The 20,075-nt window shown below is 73.9% G+C and carries 16 protein-coding genes; 3 read left to right on the forward strand and 13 right to left on the reverse strand.

Features of this window, described 5'->3' with window-relative positions; genetic code table 11:
- Positions 1–50 precede the first annotated feature (50 nt).
- From ACFYYB_RS41545 to ACFYYB_RS41555, 3 genes are all read right to left on the reverse strand, one after another.
- Positions 51–863 carry an HlyD family efflux transporter periplasmic adaptor subunit gene (locus tag ACFYYB_RS41545; RefSeq protein ID WP_389443832.1) on the reverse strand — a complete coding sequence of 271 codons (813 nt, stop codon included), beginning with the start codon at positions 861–863 and terminating at the stop codon, positions 51–53.
- Positions 860–2,296, reverse strand: coding sequence for a SagB family peptide dehydrogenase (locus ACFYYB_RS41550; protein WP_389443834.1), 1,437 nt, complete (start codon positions 2,294–2,296; stop codon positions 860–862). The genes ACFYYB_RS41545 and ACFYYB_RS41550 overlap by 4 nt, the downstream gene beginning before the upstream one ends.
- A 119-nt stretch (positions 2,297–2,415) precedes the next feature.
- Positions 2,416–4,668, reverse strand: a complete 2,253-nt coding sequence (locus ACFYYB_RS41555) for a TOMM precursor leader peptide-binding protein (RefSeq protein ID WP_389443837.1) — start codon at positions 4,666–4,668, stop codon at positions 2,416–2,418.
- Between the two features lie 278 nt (positions 4,669–4,946).
- On the opposite strand from ACFYYB_RS41555, the gene ACFYYB_RS41560 reads away from it, so the two are divergent.
- Positions 4,947–7,490 (forward strand): AAA family ATPase, encoded by a 2,544-nt coding sequence (locus ACFYYB_RS41560; RefSeq protein WP_389443839.1) that lies wholly within the window; start codon positions 4,947–4,949, stop codon positions 7,488–7,490.
- Between the two features lie 66 nt (positions 7,491–7,556).
- Here ACFYYB_RS41560 and ACFYYB_RS41565 read toward each other — a convergent pair whose 3' ends face one another.
- The 10 genes from ACFYYB_RS41565 to ACFYYB_RS41610 form a co-directional block, all read right to left on the reverse strand.
- The gene (locus ACFYYB_RS41565) at positions 7,557–8,978 is read right to left on the reverse strand and encodes an NAD(P)/FAD-dependent oxidoreductase (RefSeq protein WP_389443841.1); all 1,422 of its coding nucleotides are present in this window, start codon (positions 8,976–8,978) and stop codon (positions 7,557–7,559) included.
- 251 nt (positions 8,979–9,229) lie between these two features.
- A complete protein-coding gene (locus ACFYYB_RS41570; RefSeq protein WP_389443843.1) occupies positions 9,230–9,898 on the reverse strand; it encodes a VOC family protein in 669 nt (222 codons plus the stop codon).
- Positions 9,844–10,719 carry a hypothetical protein gene (locus tag ACFYYB_RS41575; protein WP_389443845.1) on the reverse strand — a complete coding sequence of 292 codons (876 nt, stop codon included), beginning with the start codon at positions 10,717–10,719 and terminating at the stop codon, positions 9,844–9,846. Before ACFYYB_RS41575 ends, ACFYYB_RS41570 begins: the two co-directional genes overlap by 55 nt.
- A 97-nt stretch (positions 10,720–10,816) precedes the next feature.
- Positions 10,817–11,668 carry an alpha/beta fold hydrolase gene (locus ACFYYB_RS41580; RefSeq protein WP_389443847.1) on the reverse strand — a complete coding sequence of 284 codons (852 nt, stop codon included), beginning with the start codon at positions 11,666–11,668 and terminating at the stop codon, positions 10,817–10,819.
- Positions 11,665–12,606 carry a Rieske 2Fe-2S domain-containing protein gene (locus ACFYYB_RS41585; RefSeq protein ID WP_389443849.1) on the reverse strand — a complete coding sequence of 314 codons (942 nt, stop codon included), beginning with the start codon at positions 12,604–12,606 and terminating at the stop codon, positions 11,665–11,667. The genes ACFYYB_RS41580 and ACFYYB_RS41585 overlap by 4 nt, the downstream gene beginning before the upstream one ends.
- Positions 12,603–13,850, reverse strand: coding sequence for a flavin monoamine oxidase family protein (locus tag ACFYYB_RS41590; RefSeq protein WP_389443851.1), 1,248 nt, complete (start codon positions 13,848–13,850; stop codon positions 12,603–12,605). The genes ACFYYB_RS41585 and ACFYYB_RS41590 overlap by 4 nt, the downstream gene beginning before the upstream one ends.
- Complete coding sequence (locus ACFYYB_RS41595; protein WP_389443852.1) at positions 13,843–15,105, reverse strand: cytochrome P450; 1,263 nt, start codon at positions 15,103–15,105, stop codon at positions 13,843–13,845. The genes ACFYYB_RS41590 and ACFYYB_RS41595 overlap by 8 nt, the downstream gene beginning before the upstream one ends.
- A 49-nt stretch (positions 15,106–15,154) precedes the next feature.
- On the reverse strand, positions 15,155–15,913 hold the full coding sequence (locus ACFYYB_RS41600; protein WP_389443853.1) for an ABC transporter permease: 759 nt from the start codon (positions 15,911–15,913) through the stop codon (positions 15,155–15,157).
- 140 nt (positions 15,914–16,053) lie between these two features.
- Positions 16,054–17,001, reverse strand: a complete 948-nt coding sequence (locus ACFYYB_RS41605) for an ABC transporter ATP-binding protein (protein WP_389443854.1) — start codon at positions 16,999–17,001, stop codon at positions 16,054–16,056.
- A gap of 44 nt (positions 17,002–17,045) precedes the next feature.
- Complete coding sequence (locus ACFYYB_RS41610) at positions 17,046–17,426, reverse strand: hypothetical protein (RefSeq protein WP_389443855.1); 381 nt, start codon at positions 17,424–17,426, stop codon at positions 17,046–17,048.
- A 388-nt stretch (positions 17,427–17,814) separates the two neighbouring features.
- On the opposite strand from ACFYYB_RS41610, the gene ACFYYB_RS41615 reads away from it, so the two are divergent.
- Positions 17,815–19,158, forward strand: a complete 1,344-nt coding sequence (locus tag ACFYYB_RS41615; RefSeq protein WP_389443856.1) for a cytochrome P450 — start codon at positions 17,815–17,817, stop codon at positions 19,156–19,158.
- Positions 19,155–20,051 (forward strand): class I SAM-dependent methyltransferase, encoded by an 897-nt coding sequence (locus ACFYYB_RS41620; RefSeq protein ID WP_389443857.1) that lies wholly within the window; start codon positions 19,155–19,157, stop codon positions 20,049–20,051. Before ACFYYB_RS41615 ends, ACFYYB_RS41620 begins: the two co-directional genes overlap by 4 nt.
- Positions 20,052–20,075: the final 24 nt, after the last annotated feature.

Raw genomic sequence — 20,075 nt, forward strand, 5'->3', positions numbered from 1 at the left:
CCTCAGCTTGGCGTCGGTTGTCTCGGCGTCGGCGGCGTCGGGGCCACCGCTCAGCGCCCCAGCACCAGGTCGAACGGCGACTGCGTGCGCAGCTCGATGGAGGCGGACACGGAGGTCTGCGAGCTGAGCCGGATGGGCGGAGGCTTGGCGGAGCTCCAGGCGTAGCCGGAGGCGGAGCCCGCTGCGGGGATCAGGTCGACGGTGACCAGGCGCGGCGCCTGGTCCTGCTCGAAGCTCTGGGCCGCCAGCTCGCCGCCGACGATCGCCGCGAGGCCCTCGCGGGTCAGCGGGTACGGGTCGACACGGGTGACCGTGCCGCGCAGCAGGCCGAACACGGCCGGGGGAGCGGTCGACACGTTCAGGTCGACGGGGCGGCCGGGCACGAGGCGGGCGGCCCGGTCGGCGGGTACGAAGACGAGCGCGACGAGGCGGTCGCCGGGCAGGTCGGTGCGCTCGACGGTGGCGACGGTGGCCCCGGCCGGGACGAACTGGCCGGTGGTGAGCGGGGCGCTGATGACCTTGCCGGCGAACGGGCTGGTGATCGTGTGGATCTTCCCGGCCTCGTCGGCGAGGCGGGCGACCGGCTGCCCGGCGCGGACCTCGTCGGCCGGGCGGACCAGGAGGTCCTGCGCCATGCCGGTGTACGGGCTCTGGACCTGACTGGTGCCGCCGGGGTGGGTCAGGACGCCCGGGGCGGCGACGGTGACGTCGAGCCGGGCGACCACCGCCCACACGCAGGCCCCGGCCATCACGATGAGTACGACGAAGACGGCGATCCAGCCGCGCGGGGCCGCGAGCATGACGGCGGCGTCGAGCTCGTCCGGCTCCCGCTTGCGCTGCAGCGCCTGGTAGCGGAATTTCACGGCGTCGTCTCCCCTCTCGCGGACCCGGCCGGGCGGCTGCCCAGGACGAGCTCGCCGACGGTGCCCTCCAGCAGCGGGTCCCGGCCGGTGGCGGCGGCGAAGGCGCTGGTGTCGCCGCCGCCGAGCCCGCACACGGCCAGGCCCATCGCGGTGGCCACCAGGTAGACGGTCTGGTAGAGCACGCCGACGTGCTTGAGGATCAGCGGGTAGGCGACCGTCTCGTACTTCCACATGACGCGGCCGAAGCGGGCCGCCACCAGGAGCACGACCTGCGGGTCGTCCTCCATCATCGAGCCGCCGCGGGCCTCCTTGACCAGGGTCGCGGTGGCCGGTCCCGGCGCGCTGACGAACTCCAGCTCGTGCCGGTCGGGCGCGTACCGGTACAGCCCCGGCTCCAGCCCCTCGCAACGCGTGACCAGCGGGTAGACCTCCAGCTCGTGCACGGCTCCGCCGCTGGGCAGCGGGCGGTCGGCGAGCTCCTGGCCGTCGCTTCCGGTGAAGGTGCGGCGGATGCGGACGGTCCGGTAGAGCAGCTCGGCGAGCTGGTCCAGGGTCAGCGGGTGCTCCTGGTCGTGCCCGCGGGTGGAGGTGCGCCGCTCGATGGCCTCGGTGAGGGTGAGGTCCCGGGCGGCGATCGCGTCGAGGTCGGGCACGGGCAGTGCCACGCGCGGCCCGTCGGAGGCGGGGGCCGCGACCGGCTCGGGGCCGAAGAGGTCCGCGTGCCGGTAGGTGCCGCCGTAGCCGGGCGCGGAGGCCGGGACGCGGGTCCGGGCGTGGAAGGCCAAGTCGACCGGATCCCACTGGAGGCTGCCGCGCTCCTCGGCCTGCGGGTCGGCGTCGGGGTCGCCGGGGGCCAGTGCGCCGGCGGTGGCGAGCAGCCGCACCAGCGGGGCGGGGACCTCCTCGGTCCAGGTGGTCAGCAGCGGGAGCAGTGCGGTGGCGCCGGCGGCCAGCTCCACGGCCAGCGGGCTGCCGGGGGCGCGCAGCGCGAGGGTGCCTTCGGCGGGTGTCAGCAGGGCGTGCCGGCTCAGCCGTACGGGGCCTCGCGGGGCGGGCTTGAGGGTGGTGGAGCCGCGGCCGACGGGCACCAGGCGGGCGACGGGAGCGCCGTCCGGGCCGGCCACCGCGTGTTCGAGGAGGCCCGCGGCTTCGAGCCGGGAGCGCAGCATCTGCCAGCGCAGCAGGCCCATTTCGCCGTCGTGGGCCACGACGAGCGCGCTGATCGCGGCCTCGTCCCGGTCGCCCTCGCCGTAGGCGCGCAGCGCGGCCTGGGCGCCCGGGGTGATGGCGCCCAGGCGCACGGCGCCGAGGCGGGTGGCGATCGCGCCGTCCTGGAAGGTGCCGCCCCGGGCCAGCCGGCTGGTCAGGGTGTACGTGGCGGACACCGCGGAGGCCGGCGCGGCCTCGTCCGGGAGTGTGCTCGTACTGGTCATGGCTCCAGCCCTGATGAGGCGCGGGCCGGGTCGTGCCCCGGCCCGCGGGTGTGACGGAGGATCAGGATCCGGTCCCCGCGCGGTGGTCGCGCGGGGCGCTTCAGACGATGCGGAGCGCCTCAGAAGAAGACGTTCCAGGTGTTCAGGTCGGCCTCGGCGAGCGGCTCCGCGAGGCGGCCCATGCGGACAGGAGCCTCGTAGAGCCGGCCGGGGCCCAGCCGCCGCCAGAAGTGGCGCAGGCCCGGGGCGATGACCTTGACGACGTTGAGCTCCAGGTCGGGGCGCGTCTGGTCGACGACGATGACCTCGGAGCCGGCCTCCTTGATCCGCTCGACCTGCTCGCGGATGCGGTCGGAGAGGTCGAACCCGGCCCGCGGGCCGACCTTGGTGGCGGGCAGCTCCGGGTCCGGCAGCAGCCAGGGCTCCGCGGCGACGGTGGCCGTCTTCAGCCAGGTCAGGGTCTCCAGGTCGCCGACGAGGTAGGAGGTGTTCCCGTCGGCGTCGCGGTTCTCGATCATCGGCAGGAACTGGTTGAGTTCGGTGAGCGCGCGGAAGGCGGCGACGCGCGGGTCCGGGTGGGCGCCGAAGCCGACCATGATGTCCTCGACGCTGTGGCGGCGGCGCGAAGCGGCCACGTACACCGGCATGCCGAGATCGGTGGTGAGGTCCATCATCCACAGGTCGCGGTTCATGGCGCCGTAGTAGGTGCGCAGCTGGTCCACGTACGGGTCTTCGAGCGAGTCCATGTCGAAGGCCGGGAGGCGCAGCCGGTTGTACCACCACACGGCGACGGCGTCGCGCTCGGTGAGCTCGCACAGGCCCTGGAGGATCGCTTCCTCGAGGGAGTTGCCGGCGGCCGTGCCGTTGGAGTCGGCGATGCAGAAGAAGTGCTCCTGGAGGTCCGGGTGGCCGTACCAGGAGTAGGCGGCCGGGATCAGGCGCTCTTCGTCGTGGGTGAGGGACCAGCCGCCGGTCCAGTCGATCGGGACGTCCTCGGGGAACCGGTCCGGCACCTTGTGCAGGCGGTTGGCGGGGTCCTGGTTCCAGGTGTCGCGGGCGGCGACCTGCGCTTCGGAGAAGTGCAGCAGGGAGGCGGGGTGGACGACCGTGGCGGGGTCGAGGTCGCGGTAGGCGGCGCGCCGCACGGCCTCGTCGCCGCGCCAGACGCCGGCGTAGCGCTCGATGGCCTCGCAGACGGCGCTGACCTTCGCCTGGATCTCGGAGCGGCCCTTGCCGCCGCTCTGGCCGCGCAGGTTGCGGCGCAGCAGGTCCATGCTGTCGTTGACCATCGCGAAGTTGTGGCCCGCGGCGTAGCTGTAGGTCAGCGTGTTGGACTCGGGCGTGTGCGAGACCAGCTTGGTGATGGCGCCGAGGTGCGGGCTGATGTGCCGCTCCAGGCGGGCGAGGGTGGCCTCGGGGCTGGTGACGCGGTAGCCGCCGTCGCTGGTGTGGCTGGCGTCGCCGGAGGCCAGGACGATCTTGGGGCTGCGCTCGCTGACCAGGGTCGGGTCGCCGCAGGAACGGCACTGGGGCTGGCGGATCAGCGGGTGCCGGTCGGTGGTGAGGGTGGAGAGGTCGAGGGTGACCATCTGCCCGCACAGGGCGCCGGGTTCGCCGGTGGCGGCGATCCGGGCGGCCTCGGCGGCGATCAGGCCCGCGGCGGCCAGCGGTCCGGCGGGGATGGAGGCGCGGGCCGGGTGGCGGGGCACGGAGTCGCCGCGCTTGCCGGCCAGGTAGCGCTCCAGCTGGCGGTTGCCGGCCAGGCGCTGGGCCAGACAGGTCCAGCAGCCGGTGTGGTCCGGGTCGAGGTACGGGCCGATCCAGGGCGAGATGCCACCGGTGCGGGCCAGCAGCCACGGCTTGGCCGCCGCCAACTGCCGCTCGTTGCGGGCTTCGAGGGCCGGGTCGAGGTAGTCGTCGACGAGGACGACGGAGATGCCCTCTTCGGGCACGGTGTCGAAGTCGCCTGTGAGGGCGGTCAGTCCGAGCGCCCGCAGCGCCGCGAGGACCGGCTCGGGGTCGATCCCCGCGGTCGTGGCGACCGTGACGGGCGCGGTGGCGAGGGTGGCGGCGGGGTCGATGCCCAGGGCGTCCCAGTACGCGAGGGTGGCCTCCGGCAGGTCGGGCCGGCCCTCGGCCAGGTGCCCGGCGGCGCCGAAGCGGGTGAGTGCCGCGAGGACGGTGGGGATGGGCAGCGTGCCGGCGAGGGCCTGCACGATCTCCATGACGGTCTTGCGGCCGTCCAGGTGCGGGAGCACGGCCGCGGCCGCCTTGCCGGGCACCAGGTAGTCCTGGCCCTCCGCGTAGAGGAAGACCCGCTCGCCCTCCACCACCTCGACGTGGAAATGGGCCTTGAGGCGCGGCTTTTCCATCTGTCCCCCTTGGTTCTCGCGGTCAGCCCTGACGTGGCATCACAGCGGCAACCCAAACACGGGGCCGATCCCGGGTAAATGCTTCACCTGATACGCAGGAAGGCCTTCGAATACGTAGCCCGGCGGGGTGTTCCATACGTACCAGGACACACGCGGGACGCGCGGTGGCGCGCACGGAATCGAACCGTCCGGTTGCCATGTAAGAAGCTGGCCCAACTGCACTGTCACTACTGCCCCTTTGGCTTGATCTGCCCCCGACGGAATGCGACATTGACCCCATGCATTCACCCAACGGGGATCTGTACCACCGCGAGCGTGAGATGGGCCTCCTTCAGGGTGCCGTCGGTGAACTGGCACTGGGGCGACCGACGGTGGCCACCATTCACGGGTCCCACGGAATCGGGAAGTCCGCGCTGCTGAACGCGGTGCCCCGGCTGCTGCCCCCCGGGACCCTGGTGCTGCGGGCGCGCTGCCATCCGAGCGAGAGTCAGTTCCCCTACAGCATGGTGAGCCAGCTGTTCGACCCGGTGCTCGGCGGCGCCGGCGGCCACGGCGCGCCCGGAAGCACGCCCGGAAGCGCGCCCGGACCCGGGCTCGGAGAGGCCGGGCCCACCCACGAGGCCCTGCTGGGCCTGCTGCGGACCACCCGCTCCCTCGCCGTCGACCGGCCGGTGGCCATCCTCGTCGACGACCTCACCAACGCCGACCCGCACTCGCTGCGCTGGTTCTCGTACATCGCCCGGCGGCTCGACGACCTGCCGGTGCTGATGGTGGCCACGCTCCCCGCCTCGGCCGCCGCCCAGGTGGCGGAGCAGCTCGGGCCCCTGCCGTACCTGATGCGGCTGTGGCCGGAGCCGCTGTGTCCGACCTGTACGACCGAGCTGGTCGACCGCGCCTTCGACAGCCCCGTGGACCAGGAGCTGGCGGCGCTCTGCCACACCCTCGCGCACGGAAACCCGCTCGTGCTGCACGACCTGGTGACCCGGCTGCGGCGCACCCACGTGCCGCCCGGCTCGCCCGACCCCGACCAGGTGCTGCCGATCGGGGCGCAGGCCCTCTCGGAAACCGTGCTGGCCTGGCTCGGCGAGGACGACCCGTGCGCGAGCGAACTGCTCACGCAGCTGGCCGTCCTGGGCCCCGACACCGACCCGGCCGTGTGCGCCGCGCTCTCCAAGCACGGCGAGGTGCACGACCAGCAGGCCCGCGAAACGCTCGTACGGGCCGGGCTCCTGGAAGCCGGTGTGCCCGGCCGCTTCACGCACACGGCCGTCCGGCCCGCGGTCCTCGCCCGGGTCTCGGCGCACGAGCGGCTGGTGCTGCACGGGCGCGCCGCGGCTGTACTGGCACGGCTCGGCGCCCCGGCCCGGCAGACCGCGGACCAGCTGATCCTGGCGGGCTGCGACTGGGGGATCGACGTACTGAGGGGCGCGGGCATCCAGGCCTCCGGGGTCGGCGACCACGAGTCCGCGGCCCGCTACCTGCGCCGTGCGCTCACCCTGCTGGAGCAGCGCGAAGCGCCCGCGGAGGAGGGCGACGAGAGCGCGGCGAAGGAGGCCCGCGAGCGTGAAGAATCGTTTCTTGATCTGACGGTGCGGCTCGGCGCCGTCGAACTCCACCGCGACCTCGACGCCTGCGCCCGGCAGGCCGCCGCAGCGGCCGACAGCCCGCTGGGTACGGTCCGGCGCGCCGAGGCCCTGGCCCGGCTCGCCTCCCCCGTGCTCGTCTCCCGGGTCGAAGGCGCCCACCCGTTCGTCCGGGTCTGCGGCGAACTGGCGGCCCTGCCCGCGCCGCCGCGCGAACACCTGCTGCGGCTCACCGCACAGACCCTGCTCACCGGACACCGCTCCGGCCTGCGCCGGGCCGCCCGGCTCGCCGCCGCCGACCCCGGCGACCCGGCCGCGCACGTCTTCGCCGGGGCGCTCGCCGCGGCCGCCGCCGCCAGCGGACGGCTCGGCACCGCGCGCCGGATGGCCCTGCGGGTCGCGGCCGGCCCGGCCGGCGCGGAGGGGACGGCGCCCGCGTCGGCGGCCGGCCCGGTGGGCGCGGCCCTGGCCCTGACCTGGACCGGCGACCTCGACGGGGCCGCGGCCCTCGCCGACCGGCTCATCAGCATGTCGCGCGCCTCGGACGACCTCGCCACCACCCTGCTCGGCCACCTCGTGCGCAGCGAGGTCCGCCACCGCCGGGACGAGCACGCCGACGCGCACGCCGACGCCGAGGCCGCGCTGCACCTGGCCCGCAGGCTGAACGCCCCCGCCCTGGCCGTCGCGGCCGTCGCGGCCGGGGCCCGCGCCCTCGTGGGCCTGGGCCGGGCCACCGAAGCGGCCGCCCTGCTGACCGGCGAACCGGCGGCCGGGGACGCCCACCCGTTCATCAAGGCGCTGTCCCTCCAGGCCCAGGGCACCGTCGCCGCCGCCCTGGGCGATCACACCACCGCCGTACGCCTGTTACTCGACTGCGGGCACCGGCTCGCGCTGCGCGGCATCACCCACCCCGGCTGCGTGACCTGGCGGGCCCAGGCGGCCGCCTCGTACGAGGCCCTGGGCGAAGAGGCCGCCTCGGCCACGATCCTGGACGGCGCGCCCCGGCAGCGCGGCGCCATGCCGCCGCCCCGGCCGGGACGGGAACGCACCCTGCTGAGCCCGGCGGAGCAACGGGTGGCCGAGCTGGTGGTGCGGGGCAGCTCCAGCCTGCAGGTCGCGGAGAAGCTGTTCCTCAGCAAGCGCACCGTCGACACCCACCTGGGCCGCATCTACCGCAAGCTCGGCATCCACAGCCGGCACGAACTGGCGGGCGCGATCGGCGAGGAACTGCCGGTGTGACGAAGCCCGGTGGGCGGAGCCCGGTCGGCGGAGCCTCCGAGCCCCGCCCACCAGGCGACGCGACCCCTAGGCGCGTGCCGCCTCCGCGGACCGGCCGGACCGGCCTATGCCCAGTCGGGGAGCGGTCGTCAGGTACAGCCCCGTCGCCGCGTCGTGGCCGCCGAGGTCGTGCTGCCCGGCGGACATCCGCTCGGCCAGGACGTCGGCGGGCAGCGGACCGGCGCCACCCGCCCGCCGCGCGTCGTCGAGGTCCAGCACCCCGGCGGTGAGCGCCGCGAACGCCTCGCTGTCCGGCGCGGAGCGCATCGGGTCCGGGCTCTCCCGGGGGGCCATCAGCTCGGGGTGGCGGCCGCGGGCGAGGCGCTGGGCGAGCCAGAAGTACGTGGACTTGCCGCGGTACTGCTCGTAGAACCCGGCCACCATCGAGAACATGCGGGCGTACGCGTTGCGGTAGAGCGCCTCGTAGAAGGCCAGCGCCTCGTCCTCGGTCACGTCGCCCGCCTCGGTCGCCGTGATCGACGCGGCGGCGAGCATGCCGCTGTACATGCCGAGGTGGACGCCGGTCGACAGCAGGGGGTCCAGGAAGCACGCGGAGTCGCCGGCGAGGAAGTAGCCGGGCCCGCAGAAGCTGTCCGCCGTGTACGAGAAGTCCTGCTCGACGCGCACGTGGTGCTGGAAGGCGCCGTCCGACACCAGCTCGCGCACGGTCTCCGATTCCTCGACGGCGTCCAGGAACAGGGCCTCCACGCCCGCCGCGCCCGCCGGGTAGCGCTGCTTTCGCTTGAGGAAGTGGTCCTGGTGGGTGACGAAGCCGACGCTGTACACGTCGTCCTTGAGCGGGATGACCCAGTACCAGCCCTCGGGGGCGGAGATGACGTTGATGCCGCCGCGGGGAGTGCGCGGCAGCAGCGTGCCGCCCTGGTAGTAGCCCCAGACGGCCACGTTGCGGAACACGTCGTGGGGCGTGCGGTTGTCGAGGTGGCGCACCGACAGCAGGCCGGCCCGGCCGGTCGCGTCGATCACGTGGTCGGCGCGGGTGGTGTGCTCCCGGCCTTCGTGGGTCCACTCGACGCCCGCCGCGCGGCCGTCCTCGAAGAGCACCTTGCGGGCCTGGGCCCCCTCGACGACCTCGACGCCCTGGGAGGCGGCGTGGCGCAGCAGGACGTCGTCGAAGTCCGCGCGGTCGACCTGCCAGGAGGTCTGGGCGTTGGTGCCGAAGATCTCGGGCCAGTCGACGACCCAGTCGCGCTCGGCGCCCCAGCGCAGCAGCAGGCCTTCCTTGACCTGATAGCCGCGTGCTTCCACCTTCTCCAGCGCGCCGGCCAGCTCGATGATGGACCGGCAGGAGGTCGCCACGGATTCCCCGACGTGGTAGCGCGGGAAATGGGCACGCTCCAGCAGTCTCACGCGCTTGCCCTGGCGGGCCAGCAGCGCCGCGGCAATGGAGCCGGCCGGCCCACCGCCCATGACCACGATCTCGGATGCCATCGCTTTCGCCTTTCCCGTTCCCCGACGGAATTCCACCGCATTCCGTGCGTCACGCGCGAACGCGGGAATTCTCCGCAGCGGATGTCTCGCATCTCGCAGCGGATTTTTCGCATCGGATTTCTTCGGCCGAAGCGACCTTCGCACGAGGAGCGGCACGAATGAACAGGCGGGGATGCGCAGCGAGGGGATTACGTATCCGGCGGATTGCGTAATCGGCGGTCGGTGAGGGGTTCTGGGCCGAAGGAGACGGCCTAGGCGGAGCCGAAGCCGTCCGTCACGCCGAACACCGCTCCCCAGGGATCGGCCAGCAGTCCCGGGGCGAGGACACGGGCGCCCGCCGCGGAGGCGAGGCGCTCGAAGGCGCCGGTGTCGGCCACCCCGAACCGCGGCACCCAGCGCGCGTCGGCCGTCTCCGCCGTCTTCTCGGTCTGGGGCCGGGCGCCGCAGACCTCCCGGTAGAAATCGCCCGACTCGTCGGGCCGCGGCGTGTGCAGGGCGGCGCCGGTCAGCGCGCCGGCCTCGTCGACGACCACCACGCCCTCGTCGTGGGCGCCCCGCCACAGCCCGAAGGCCGCGCCCAGGGGGTCGACGGCGAGGCTGAGGCGGCCGTTGCCGCCGGCCGGGACGCCCGCCACCACCACGCGGGCGCCGTGCCGCTCGGCCCGCCGTCCCGCGCCGTCGAGGTCCTTCGCCGCGAGGTACACGGTCCACGCGGAGCCGAAGCGCGGGCCGGCCGGGCTCGGTCCGAGGCCGCCGACGATCTCGCCGCCGAGCAGCACCAGGTGGTAGCCCCGGCCGCCCTCGGGCCGGAACTCCCAGCCGAAGAGGGCCGCGTAGAAGTCCTTGGCACCGGTGGGGTCGACGCCTACGTGGTCGATCCAGCAAGGAGTTCCGTCAACGTACGAGGTGCGGCGGGGCACGGCGCTGTTCCCTTCGGGGTGGTCGCGGTCAGTCGTCCGTCGAGCAGGTCGGCGGCCTCTTCGGCGGCGCCCGACTCGGGCAGCAGAAGGCGCATCCGGGGGGTGGCGTTGAAGGCGGGGTCCACCGAGGCGTCCGGGGGCCACACCGAGGCGGCGAAGTGCCAGTCCTCCAGCCGGGACCGCTGCGCGCCCCTGCTGCAGAGCCGGACCAGCGTGGCCGGGCCGAGCCGTTCGCGGATGTCCGCCGTGGCGGTCAGCCGCTCCGGGCGGACCATCACGGACGTGCCCGTGAGCGGCGAGCAGACGGTTCGTACGTCGGTGCCGGGGCCGTCGGTGAGGCCGGCGGCGCGGGCGGCCTCCAGGGCGGGTCCGCGCAGTTCGAGGGGCAGTTGGTAGGGCAGTGTCTCCCCGGTGACGCGGTCGACGATCAGGTACTGGCCGGAAACCATGCGCCACCCGCGTGCACCCAGGGCGAGTGCCACGGAGTTGCGCGGCGAACCGATGCCGCCGACCAGCGCCACCACGGCGGCGCCCTTGGCCAGTACGGCGGCCTGGACGACCGCGTACGGGTGCTGCATGACGGCGAAGGGCGGCAGGACTGGCGGGATTCCGCCTATGCCGTGGTAGGCCCAGCGGCGTAGCACGCGCCCCTCGGCGTCGAGCACGCGCACCTCGCGCCCCACCTGGCCCACCCCGGTCTGGGAGGCGAAATGCAGGCTCACCGCGCTCCGTACCGGCTCCGCCCGTTCCTCGAGCAGGTGCCGGCCGAAGTGAAAGGCGAGGTCGGACTGCTCGACCAGCCCCATTACTTGGAGGATCATCCCAAAGAACTCGAGCGTGAATATCGGCATGTGTCCCCGCCCCCCGATTTATTTCCCTTGATCACTTTATACGGGCACCGACAGGCCCATTAAGTGACTAACAGGCCAACAGGTGATCCAGCAGCAGCGGCGCGACCGCCCAAGGCTGTTCGAGAAAGGGCAGATGACCTGCGTCGGGAACCACGTGCGCACGGCAGCGGGGCACCACCCGGGACAGCAAAGCGGCGTTGGCGTGGAATGCGGGCATATCGGCGCTGCCGGTTAGTGCGAACGTACAGGCCGTGATGCGCGCCAGGTCCTCCCCGGAGTGCACGTGCGAGCTGAGCCCCGCCATCGCCCCGCTGTCCAGCTCGGCCCAGGAGTGGCGGGCCACGACGGACCGCAGCTCGGCGCGGAGCACCGGATGGGCCTCGGTGCCCCGGAAGATGTCCGGCGGCGCCGCCATCCACAGATCGGCCAGCAGCTCGGCCGCCTCCGCCCCGCGCATCCGGCGCAGCATCAGCATCTCGATGTACCGCTTGCGGGCCGCCGGGTCGGGCGGTCCGCCGGCCGGGGTCGGCGCCCCCACGACGAGGCGGTCGACCTCGTCCGGGTAGGCGAGTGCCATCTCCAGCGCGACGGTCGAGCCGAAGGACAGGCCCACCCACCGCCGGGCCTCCTGCTCCCGGGCCAACCCCATGACACGCGCGGCGAGTTCCGGCATGGTCAGCCCGGGGCGCAGCGCCTCGGAGCCGCCGTGCCCCGGCAGGTCCACGCCGACGTGGCGCAGCCCCGGGAGCAGCCGCCACAAGGGCCGCCACAGGGTGGCGTCCATGGTGTAGCCGTGCACCCACAGCACGGTGGGGCCGCTGCCGTAGGTCAGGGTGCGCAGTCCCTCGTACGCGCCCTCCCGCTCGCCGGGCAGCGGGTCGCGGGAGAGGTGGCGCCGGTCGGTCGCGGTCCCGGTCACGGTGCCTCCCCCTCACCGAGCTCGGCGAAGCCCGCGCAGAACTCCCGGTACGCGACGACGGCCGCGTCGGCCGCGTCGTAGCGGGGCGTCACCCGGGGGTTGAGGTGCTCCCAGACGGCGATGTCCTCGGTGAGGGCCCGCTCGCTGCCGGCGACCAGCATGGGCAGCTGGTTCTCGCGGCCTTCGCGCACGCCGACGGCGACCCGGGCGACACAGCCCCCGCGCCCGTCGGGCACGGCGCCGGTGACGATGACGTGCACCTCGTCGGCGGGCCCGAACTCGGTGACGACGACACCGGGGCTGTAGGCGCGCGCGTGGAAGCGCGGAACGTACGGCTTCGCCGCCCCCGCCGCCCCCGCGCCGCCGCGGCCGGCCCAGGGCGAGGCCGACATCGGGAATTCCCCGTCCATCACCAACTCGCCGTGCACGCCGGTCGAATGCCGCATGCCACGGATCCGGTGGACCTTGTGCAGAGCGGTGAAGTGGTCGGTGTCGAAGGCGTTCTCGACGATGAGGTCCGCGGCAGCGGCCACGGGCCGCTCCACCGCCTTGACCAGCGGCATCGAGCCGGCCAGTTCCTTGAGCACGGTGCGCAGCCCGCGGTCGTCGTCCGGCCCGTCGGTGAGGCGTACGAAGACGGCGTCGCCGCATGCGACGACCTCGTGCTCGCGCACCCAGGGCCGGCTGCCCTCGCCCGAGGGCTGCCCCAGCCCGATGCGCCGCCCGTGGAAGGGGCACACCAGGCAGCCGCCCTCGAGCCGGCCGCCGTAGCCGAGATGGGCGCCGCGGTGCGGGCAGTCGGCATCGAGGACGCGCAGGCGGTCCTCCGTGCGCACGGCCACCAGACGGCGTCCGCCGATGTCCAACGCGGTCACCTCGCCGTCCAGTTCGGACGCGAAGGCGGCCAGGTACCACCCCGAGTGGACGTTCACGGTCACTGCTTTCCCGCCTCCAGAACTTCTTGTGCGGCGCGCCGCCCGTCGGCGTACGCGCCCTGCAGCCACGGCAGTGCCCGCCCGGTCACGGCGGCCTCTCCCGCGAAGAACAGCCGCCCGCCGGGCCCGTGCAGGGGACGGGCCCAGTCCCGGGCCGCCCGGTCCGTGCCGGGTCCCGGCGCGCAGAACGCCCCGCCGCTGTACGGGTCCGCGGCCCAGTCGGCGGTCTCGGCGTCCACGACCGCCACGCCCCTGGTCCACGGCAGCGCCACGGCCAGCAGCCCGGCGAGGTGAGCCGCGGACCCGGCCGCCTCCCGGACGCAGGCGGCCGCGGCGGACTTGGCGACGATCAGCACCTCGGGGCGGCCCTGCCGGCAGGAGACGAACCCGCCGACGCCGTCCGCGTCGAACACGGCGGCCGTTTCGGGGGCCGGGCCGGCCAGGGTCACCACGGCGCAGAAGCCGTCGCCGGGTACGAGCGTCCGCGCGGCGGCGGTCTTCTCGGGGCCGAGCCCGTCGATGGTGAGCAGGCCGCCGGCGACCACGGCGGGCGGTACGGCGAGGACCGCCCGCTCCGCGGCGAGTTCGCCGTCACCGGTGACGATGCGCACGCCGCCTTCGGGGTCGGCCGCGATCCGGTGGACGGGGGTGCCGGTGCGCACGTCCAGCCCCTCGGCGAGGGTGTGGGGCAGCAGGTCCAGGCCGCCGGGCACGGTGAACTCGCCGTGGCCGCCCCCGTCCTGGCGCACCGCCGCCGCCACCCCGGCGGCGTCGAGCAGGTCGGGGTCCGCGGCCCAGGTCTGGCGCAGCCACTCGCGGGCGGTGGCCGCTTCTGCGGGCGCGGCGCCGCTCGCCGCCAGCCAGTCGCCGACGCTGAGCCCGCCGCCGGGGCCGCCCGGGGCCGGGGCGTAGCCGGCGAGCCTGCCCTCCAGCAGCCACGGCGGGTTCGCCCCGCGGGCGAGGAGCCCCATGGGGCGGGCGACGCGTCCGGTCACGACGTACGCCGCCGACGGGCGGGGCGCGGCGGGCAGCCGGCCGAGGACGGTGTGGGCCGGGTTCCGGTCGCCGTGCACGACCTGTGCGCCGAGTTCGAGCGCCGGGCCGCCGTCGGCCGGGCGGAAGGTGCGGACCCGGCCGCCGATCCGGGGCCGGGCCTCCAGGACGAGGGCGTCGACGCCGGCCTGCGCCAGGCGTTGGGCACAGGCCAGCCCGGCGACCCCGGCTCCGATCACGACCACCTCAGGCACGCGCGTCCTCCCGTACGGCCGTTTCCCGTACGTCGGCCCCTCGTACGTCGGTCTCCCGTCCGCCGGCCTCCCGTTCCTCCGCGCCCAGTTCCACGGGCAGAGCGGTGAGGCGGCGGGGGATCAGGGACGGCGCCCAGCGCGGGTCCGGGCCGGCGATGACGGCTTCGGGGAAGCGGCGGACGATCCTGCCGAGCAGCACCGCGCCGGACTGCTTGACCAGGCGGGCGGCCAGACAGAAGTGCGGGCCGCCGCCGAAGGCGAGGTGCGGGTTGGGCCGCCGGTCCCACACCAGGCTGCCGGGGTCGGCGAAGACGGCGGGGTCCCGGTTGGCGGCGGCGAGCACCGCGAGGACCCGCTGCCCGGCCGGGATGCGCCCGCCGGGGAGCGCGGCGTCGCGCACGGTGACGCGGGCGGTGAAGGGGATCGGTGCTTCGAGGCGCAGCAGTTCGTCGACGGCCGTCTCGGCCGCGTCCTGGCCGGCGGCGCGCAGGGCGGCGCGTACGCCGGGGCGCGGCAGCAGCCAGTACAGGGCGTTGCCGACGGCCTCGGCCAGCGGCTGCCAGCCTCCTACGACGGTCAGGCCGAGGACTCCCCGCATCTCCTGCCGGGTCAGCCGGGTGTCGGCGGCGAGCCGGCCGAGCGGGCAGTGCGGGTCCACCCGGTCGGTGTGGGCGTCGAGGAACCGGGTCAGCTCGCCCATGGCGGCGCGGCCCAGGGCCGCGATGTGCGGCGGGGCGAGCGGATCGAGGTTGACGGACGCGGCGCGGGCCAGTGCGGCCAGCGTCTCCCGCGCGTCTTCGGGCAGGCCGAACAGCCGGGCCAGTACGGCGGTGGCCAGCGGCGCGCCCAGCTCCTCCACGGCGTCGAGGGGAATGCCGCGCTCCACGGCCCGGTCGAGCAGGGCGTCGGCGTCGGCGGCGATCGCGTCGGCCACGGAGGCCAGGGCGGCCGGGCCCAGCAGCAGGGCGCCGGGGGCGCGCAGCCGGGTGTGGTCGACGCCGTCCGTGGTCAGCATGGACACCGGCAGGTCGTCGTCCCGGGACCGCTCGCGCTGCCCCGAGGCCGCGGAGAAGGCCGGGTCCTTGAGCAGGGCCGTGCAGTCGGCGTGCCCGGTGACCAGCCACATGCCGGTCGTCGGGTCGCGGTGCACGGGGTCGTGGGCCCGTAGCCACGCGTAGGCCGGGTACGGGTCGATCCGCCCGGCGGGGCTGAAGGGGTGGGCGAGGTGGGCGGGGAGCCCGGCGGCCTTGGTCATGTACGCGTTCTCCTCATCACTGCTCGGCTCCACTGCTCGGCACCACTGCTCAGCGCACCCGCGGGCCGCGCCAGCCGAAGGTCAGCCCGGTCGCCAGCAGGCCGCCGACGGCCCAGAGGGCCAGGACCAGGGCGATGCGGCCCAGCTCCCAGGAGCCGGCCGGCTCGACGGCGGTGAAGGAGTCCGGCAGGAACACCGAGCGGAAGCCCTGGGCCATCCACTTCACGGGGAACAGGGCGGCGGTGTTCTGCATCCACAGCGGCAGGTTCTCGAAGGGGTAGAAGACGCCCGAGATGAACTGCAGCACCATGAAGACGGGTGTGACCACGGCCGCGGCGGACCGGCTGTTGGGGATCAGCGCGCTGTAGGCGGTGCCGGCCAGGGCGCAGGCCGCCGTGCCCAGGGCGAGGCACCACGCGAGGGTGCTCCACCGCTCGGCGGTCTGCGGCAGGGGCAGCCCGAACGCGGTCACGGCGATGCCGATGAGCAGGGCCGTCTCCAGCACGGTGGTGACCACCACGCGGACGAGCTTGCCCACGAAGTACGCCGACTTGGGCATCGGCGTCAGGGCCAGGCGGCGGATGGTGCCGGTGTCCCGCTCGATGGCCACGTTGATGGCCAGGCCGGAGAACGCGGTGCTCATGACGCCCGCCGCGATCACCCCGGCCATGAAGACCTGCCGGAAGTCCGTGTCGGTGCCCTCGACCTTCCCCTCGAAGATCGAGCCGAAGACGACGAGCAGGATCACCGGGAAGAACAGGGTGAACACCAGGGACTGCTTGTTGCGGAAGAACGCTCTCAGTTCCACCGACGACCGCGCCGCGCAGGCCCGCGCGTACCCTCGCGCACCGCGCGCGGCAGGGCGTGCGGACACGGGCTCGGCCTGGCTGATCGCCCTGGTACCGGATAAGTCCGGCGTCCCGGACCTGATTTCGGGCACGATCGCGGTCATGCGGCGGTCTCCCTGCTCTCCCTGTCGATCAGACTCAGGTAGATCTCTTCGAGGGTGGGCCGGTGCACGCGCAGGTCCGGGAGTTCCAGCGAGCCCGCCTCGCGTGCCCAGGGCAGCAGCAGGCTCAGCGCGTGCGAGGGCGCGGCGGTGCGCAGCGTCACGGTCCCGGGGCCGGAGCGCACCACCTCGGTGCCGGGCGGCAGCGCGGGCAGCGCGACGCCGGCCAGCGCTTCGCCGCGGCGGAAGGAGACGGTGGCGGGCGTCTGGTCGCGCCCGCCGAACGAGGCCAGCGGCCCGTACTCGACGAGCCGGCCGCCCACCACGACGCCGGCCCGCTGGGCCAGTTCCTCCGCCTCGTCGAGGTAGTGCGTGGTCAGGACGGTCGTACGGCCGCGGTCGGCGAAGTAGCGGACGAGCTCCCACGCCTCGCGGCGGGCCACCGGGTCCAGCCCCGTGGTCGGCTCGTCCAGGAAGATCAGTTCGGGGTCGCCGATGACCCCGACCGCGACGTCCAGACGGCGTTGCTGGCCACCGGAGAGCGCGGTGGCCTGGCGGGAGTGGAAGGAGCCGAGCCCCACCATCTCCAGCACCTCGCCGACCGGCAGCGGGGCCGGATACATGGCGGCGAAATGCCTGACGACTTCTTTCACGGTCAGATCCGAGTAGGCGCCCGCCGTCTGCGGCACCACGCCTATTCTGGCCCGCCATTCCCGCGGATCCTCGGCCGGATCATGGCCGAGGACCCGCACTTCTCCACCGGTGCGTCTGCGCACTCCCGTCAGAATGTCGACGGTCGTGGTCTTTCCGGCGCCATTGGGCCCGAGCAGTGCGAACACTTCGCCGCGATGAATATCGAGGCTGATGTCGCGTACTGCCTGGACGTCGCCGTATCGCTTGGAAAGTCCGCGCACGGAAACGGGGTGTTCCGTCAGCGCATTGGGCATGCGACGCTCCAGCGGAGTGGGAAGGGTTGCGGGCACCGCACCTGTCAGGTGCAGCAGCAGCAGGGGCAGCAGCAGTAGTTGCAGGCGTCGAGCACGCCGGCGGCGACGTCGGACAGGTCACCCTCGCTGAGCTCGACGGCGTCGACCGTCGGGGTGGCGGGGATGTGGAACTCGTAGCGGCCGGTCTCCAGGCCCGTCTCCCACAGGTCGACCTGGACGTCCAGGTTGCCCTGCTCGTGGCCGTCGGGGGCCTGGGTGACGATGACGACCTGGGCATCCGCCGGGAGTTCGAGGCCGGCCTCGGCGAGCGCGGTCCGCGGCTCGGAGGCGAGCTTGGCGGAGAACGCCTCGTCGGACCAGGCGCTGATGAGAACCCGGGTGTATGAGTTCACGAACTCAGCGCGCTGCTGCGGGTCGAGTGCCATGTGGACTCTCCATTCCATGCGATTGCTGCGGATTCGATGCGGTCGTCGTGTCGGCGACAACAAAAGATTCACACGGCGGGAACCACCCGCCAAGACGCAATGAAACGTAATCCGAAGGCTGCCGGACGATGAGTATCCGGCCGCTTCAATAAGCATTGAGCCTGTTCTTTCCGGGAGTTACTGTGGCCCAACCACCCGCGCCCGCAGGCCCGGCTGCCCTGCGTGCGTAGGCATGCTCTCACGCAGATCGCCGTACGGAGCCTGCCGGAAGCACAACCGGGGTATTTCCTGCGGTGATTACGGAATTGCCGACAGCCGGTACGTAGCGCGGGACCGGATTGCGTAGAGGGCGTACGTACATCGGATCAAGTCATCCACGGAGGTTCACGTGACAGCCACCACCGCACCGGCGGGCACCGTCCCACCGGGGCCGGACACCCCTGTGGACATGGCACTCATGCGTGCCGACCCGCTGGCCTTCGTGACCGGAATGAACCGGCGCTACGGCGACATCACCAGCCACGTCGGCGACGGTGAGCGGGTGGTCATGCTGCACCGGCCCGAGCTGGCCCGGCACGTACTGAAGGACAACACCGCCAACTACACGAAGGCCGGCACCCCCGACGACGCGATGCTGCGGCCCCTCCTCGGAAACGGGCTGCTGACCAGCAACGGAGCCGATTGGGCCCGTCAGCGCAAGCAGTGCGCCCCCGCCTTCCGGCGCACCGAGGTCGCCACCTTCGACCGCATCATCACCGAGGAGACCGAAGCCCTCCTGGCGCGCTGGCAGCCGGCCGTGCGGGACGGCAGCGCCCTCCCCGTCGAACACCACCTGACCTCGCTGACCCTGGCGATCCTCACCCGGGCCGTGCTCGGCGTGGACATGGGCGCGGCCGGCGAGGGCTTCGGGCGCGCAGTCGACGCGGCCAACCGGTTCATGGGGCACTACGTACCGACCCCCGACCCGGACCCGGCGGACACGGCGCTGCGCCGCAAGGGATACGTACAGGCGCGCATGTTCCTCCAGTTGATCACCCGCACCGTCATCGCCTCCCGCCGGGCGGTCGCCGGCGCACAGCCCCCCGCGCACGGGTCCGCGTCCCTGCTCGACGCGATGATCGGCGAGCTGGACGACGAGGAACTGCGCGACCAGGTGCTCACCCTGGTCATGGCGGGCCACGAGACCACGGCCAAGGCCCTGACGTGGACCCTGTACCTGCTCGACCAGCACCCGGAGGAAGCCGACAAGGTCCGGGCGGAGCTCGACTCCGTCCTCGGGGACCGCACCCCCACCGCGGCCGACCTGCCCGACCTGGTGCACTGCCGGCGCGCGATCGAGGAGGCCATGCGCCTCTACCCGCCGGTGTGGCTGATCTCCCGGCGCGCCAAGGGCCCCGACACCGTGGGCGGTTACGAGATCCCCGCCGGGACGCTGGTGTGCGTCAGCCAGTGGGTGCTGCACCGGCACCCCGATCACTGGGACCGGCCCGATGCGTACGTACCCGGCCGCTTCGAGGACGCCGACCTGCCCAGCCACCTCTACCTGCCCTTCGGCGGGGGCGAGCGCGTCTGCATCGGACAGCACCTGGCCCTGATCGAGGCCACGCTGGTCCTGGCCGTCCTGATGCGCGCGACCCGTCTCGAACTGGAGCCGGGCTTCCCGGTGGAGCCGGAGGCCCTGGTGACCCTGCGCCCCAAGCACGGCATGCGGATGACTGCGAGGGCCCGATGACCACGTCCCCGATCACCACGTCCTCGATCACCACGTCCTCGATCGCCGAGTCCCCGATGACCACCGCCCCCCTGACGGGCGGCGCCCGCCCGGTCGGCGGCTCCTACGATCCCGCCGCCACCACGGCCGGTGGGCTCAGCGGCGAACTGGCCCGGCTGGAGGCCCAGGCCGAGCTGTCGTTCGGCGCCGAGCTGCGGATCCTGCGCGAGGCGGGGCTGGACGCGCACGCCGGCCCGTTCCTCGAGATCGGCGCCGGTTCCGGGGCGGTCACCCGCAGGCTGCGCGCCGCCCTGCCCGACCTCGCCCACACCGCCGTCGACATCGACGGCGACCTGCTGGCCCACGCCGCCGGCTGCGGGGCCGAACTCCTCGTCGCCGACGGCGCGGCCCTGCCGCTGCCCGACGACTCGGCCGGCTTCGTGCTGCTGCGCTACGTACTCCAGCACCTGGCCGACCCGCAGGCCGTACTCGCCGAGGCGCTGCGCGTGCTGCGGCCCGGCGGGCGGATCGCCGTGACCGAGGTCGACGCCTCCTGCTGGGGCCTGGCCGAGCCCGCGTACCCCGAACTGGCCGGGATCCACGGCAAGCTGGCCCGGGCCCAGACATCGGCGGGCGGAGACCGGACCGTCGGACGCCGCCTGACCAGGCTGCTGCGCGGCGCGGGCTACGAGGACGTGGCCCTGCGCCCGTTCGCCACCACCAACGACGACCACCCCGTCGAGGCCTTCGCCCCGCACCTGGGACCCGGCCGCCTCCAGCCGCTCGTGGCTGCCGGGGTGGTGAGCCTGGGCGAGTTCGCGCTGGCCGCCGACCGCTGGAACCGCTTCCGCACCGACCCGGACGCGTACGTGATGCTGCTCGGCTTCACCGCCACGGGCACCGCCCCCCACTGACCCGGCCCGCACGGCCGCCCCGAT

Source organism: Streptomyces sp. NPDC002886 (genome assembly GCF_042888445.1).
GTDB lineage: Bacteria > Actinomycetota > Actinomycetes > Streptomycetales > Streptomycetaceae > Streptomyces.

Coding starts and splice junctions, on each gene's coding strand:
- ACFYYB_RS41550 (WP_389443834.1), bottom strand. CDS start 2,296: ATGACCAGTACGAGCACACTCCCGGACGAGGCCGCGCCGGCCTCCGCG.
- ACFYYB_RS41555 (WP_389443837.1), bottom strand. CDS start 4,668: ATGGAAAAGCCGCGCCTCAAGGCCCATTTCCACGTCGAGGTGGTGGAG.
- ACFYYB_RS41560 (WP_389443839.1), top strand. CDS start 4,947: ATGCATTCACCCAACGGGGATCTGTACCACCGCGAGCGTGAGATGGGC.
- ACFYYB_RS41565 (WP_389443841.1), bottom strand. CDS start 8,978: ATGGCATCCGAGATCGTGGTCATGGGCGGTGGGCCGGCCGGCTCCATT.
- ACFYYB_RS41575 (WP_389443845.1), bottom strand. CDS start 10,719: ATGATCCTCCAAGTAATGGGGCTGGTCGAGCAGTCCGACCTCGCCTTT.
- ACFYYB_RS41595 (WP_389443852.1), bottom strand. CDS start 15,105: ATGACCAAGGCCGCCGGGCTCCCCGCCCACCTCGCCCACCCCTTCAGC.
- ACFYYB_RS41605 (WP_389443854.1), bottom strand. CDS start 17,001: ATGCCCAATGCGCTGACGGAACACCCCGTTTCCGTGCGCGGACTTTCC.
- ACFYYB_RS41610 (WP_389443855.1), bottom strand. CDS start 17,426: ATGGCACTCGACCCGCAGCAGCGCGCTGAGTTCGTGAACTCATACACC.
- ACFYYB_RS41620 (WP_389443857.1), top strand. CDS start 19,155: ATGACCACGTCCCCGATCACCACGTCCTCGATCACCACGTCCTCGATC.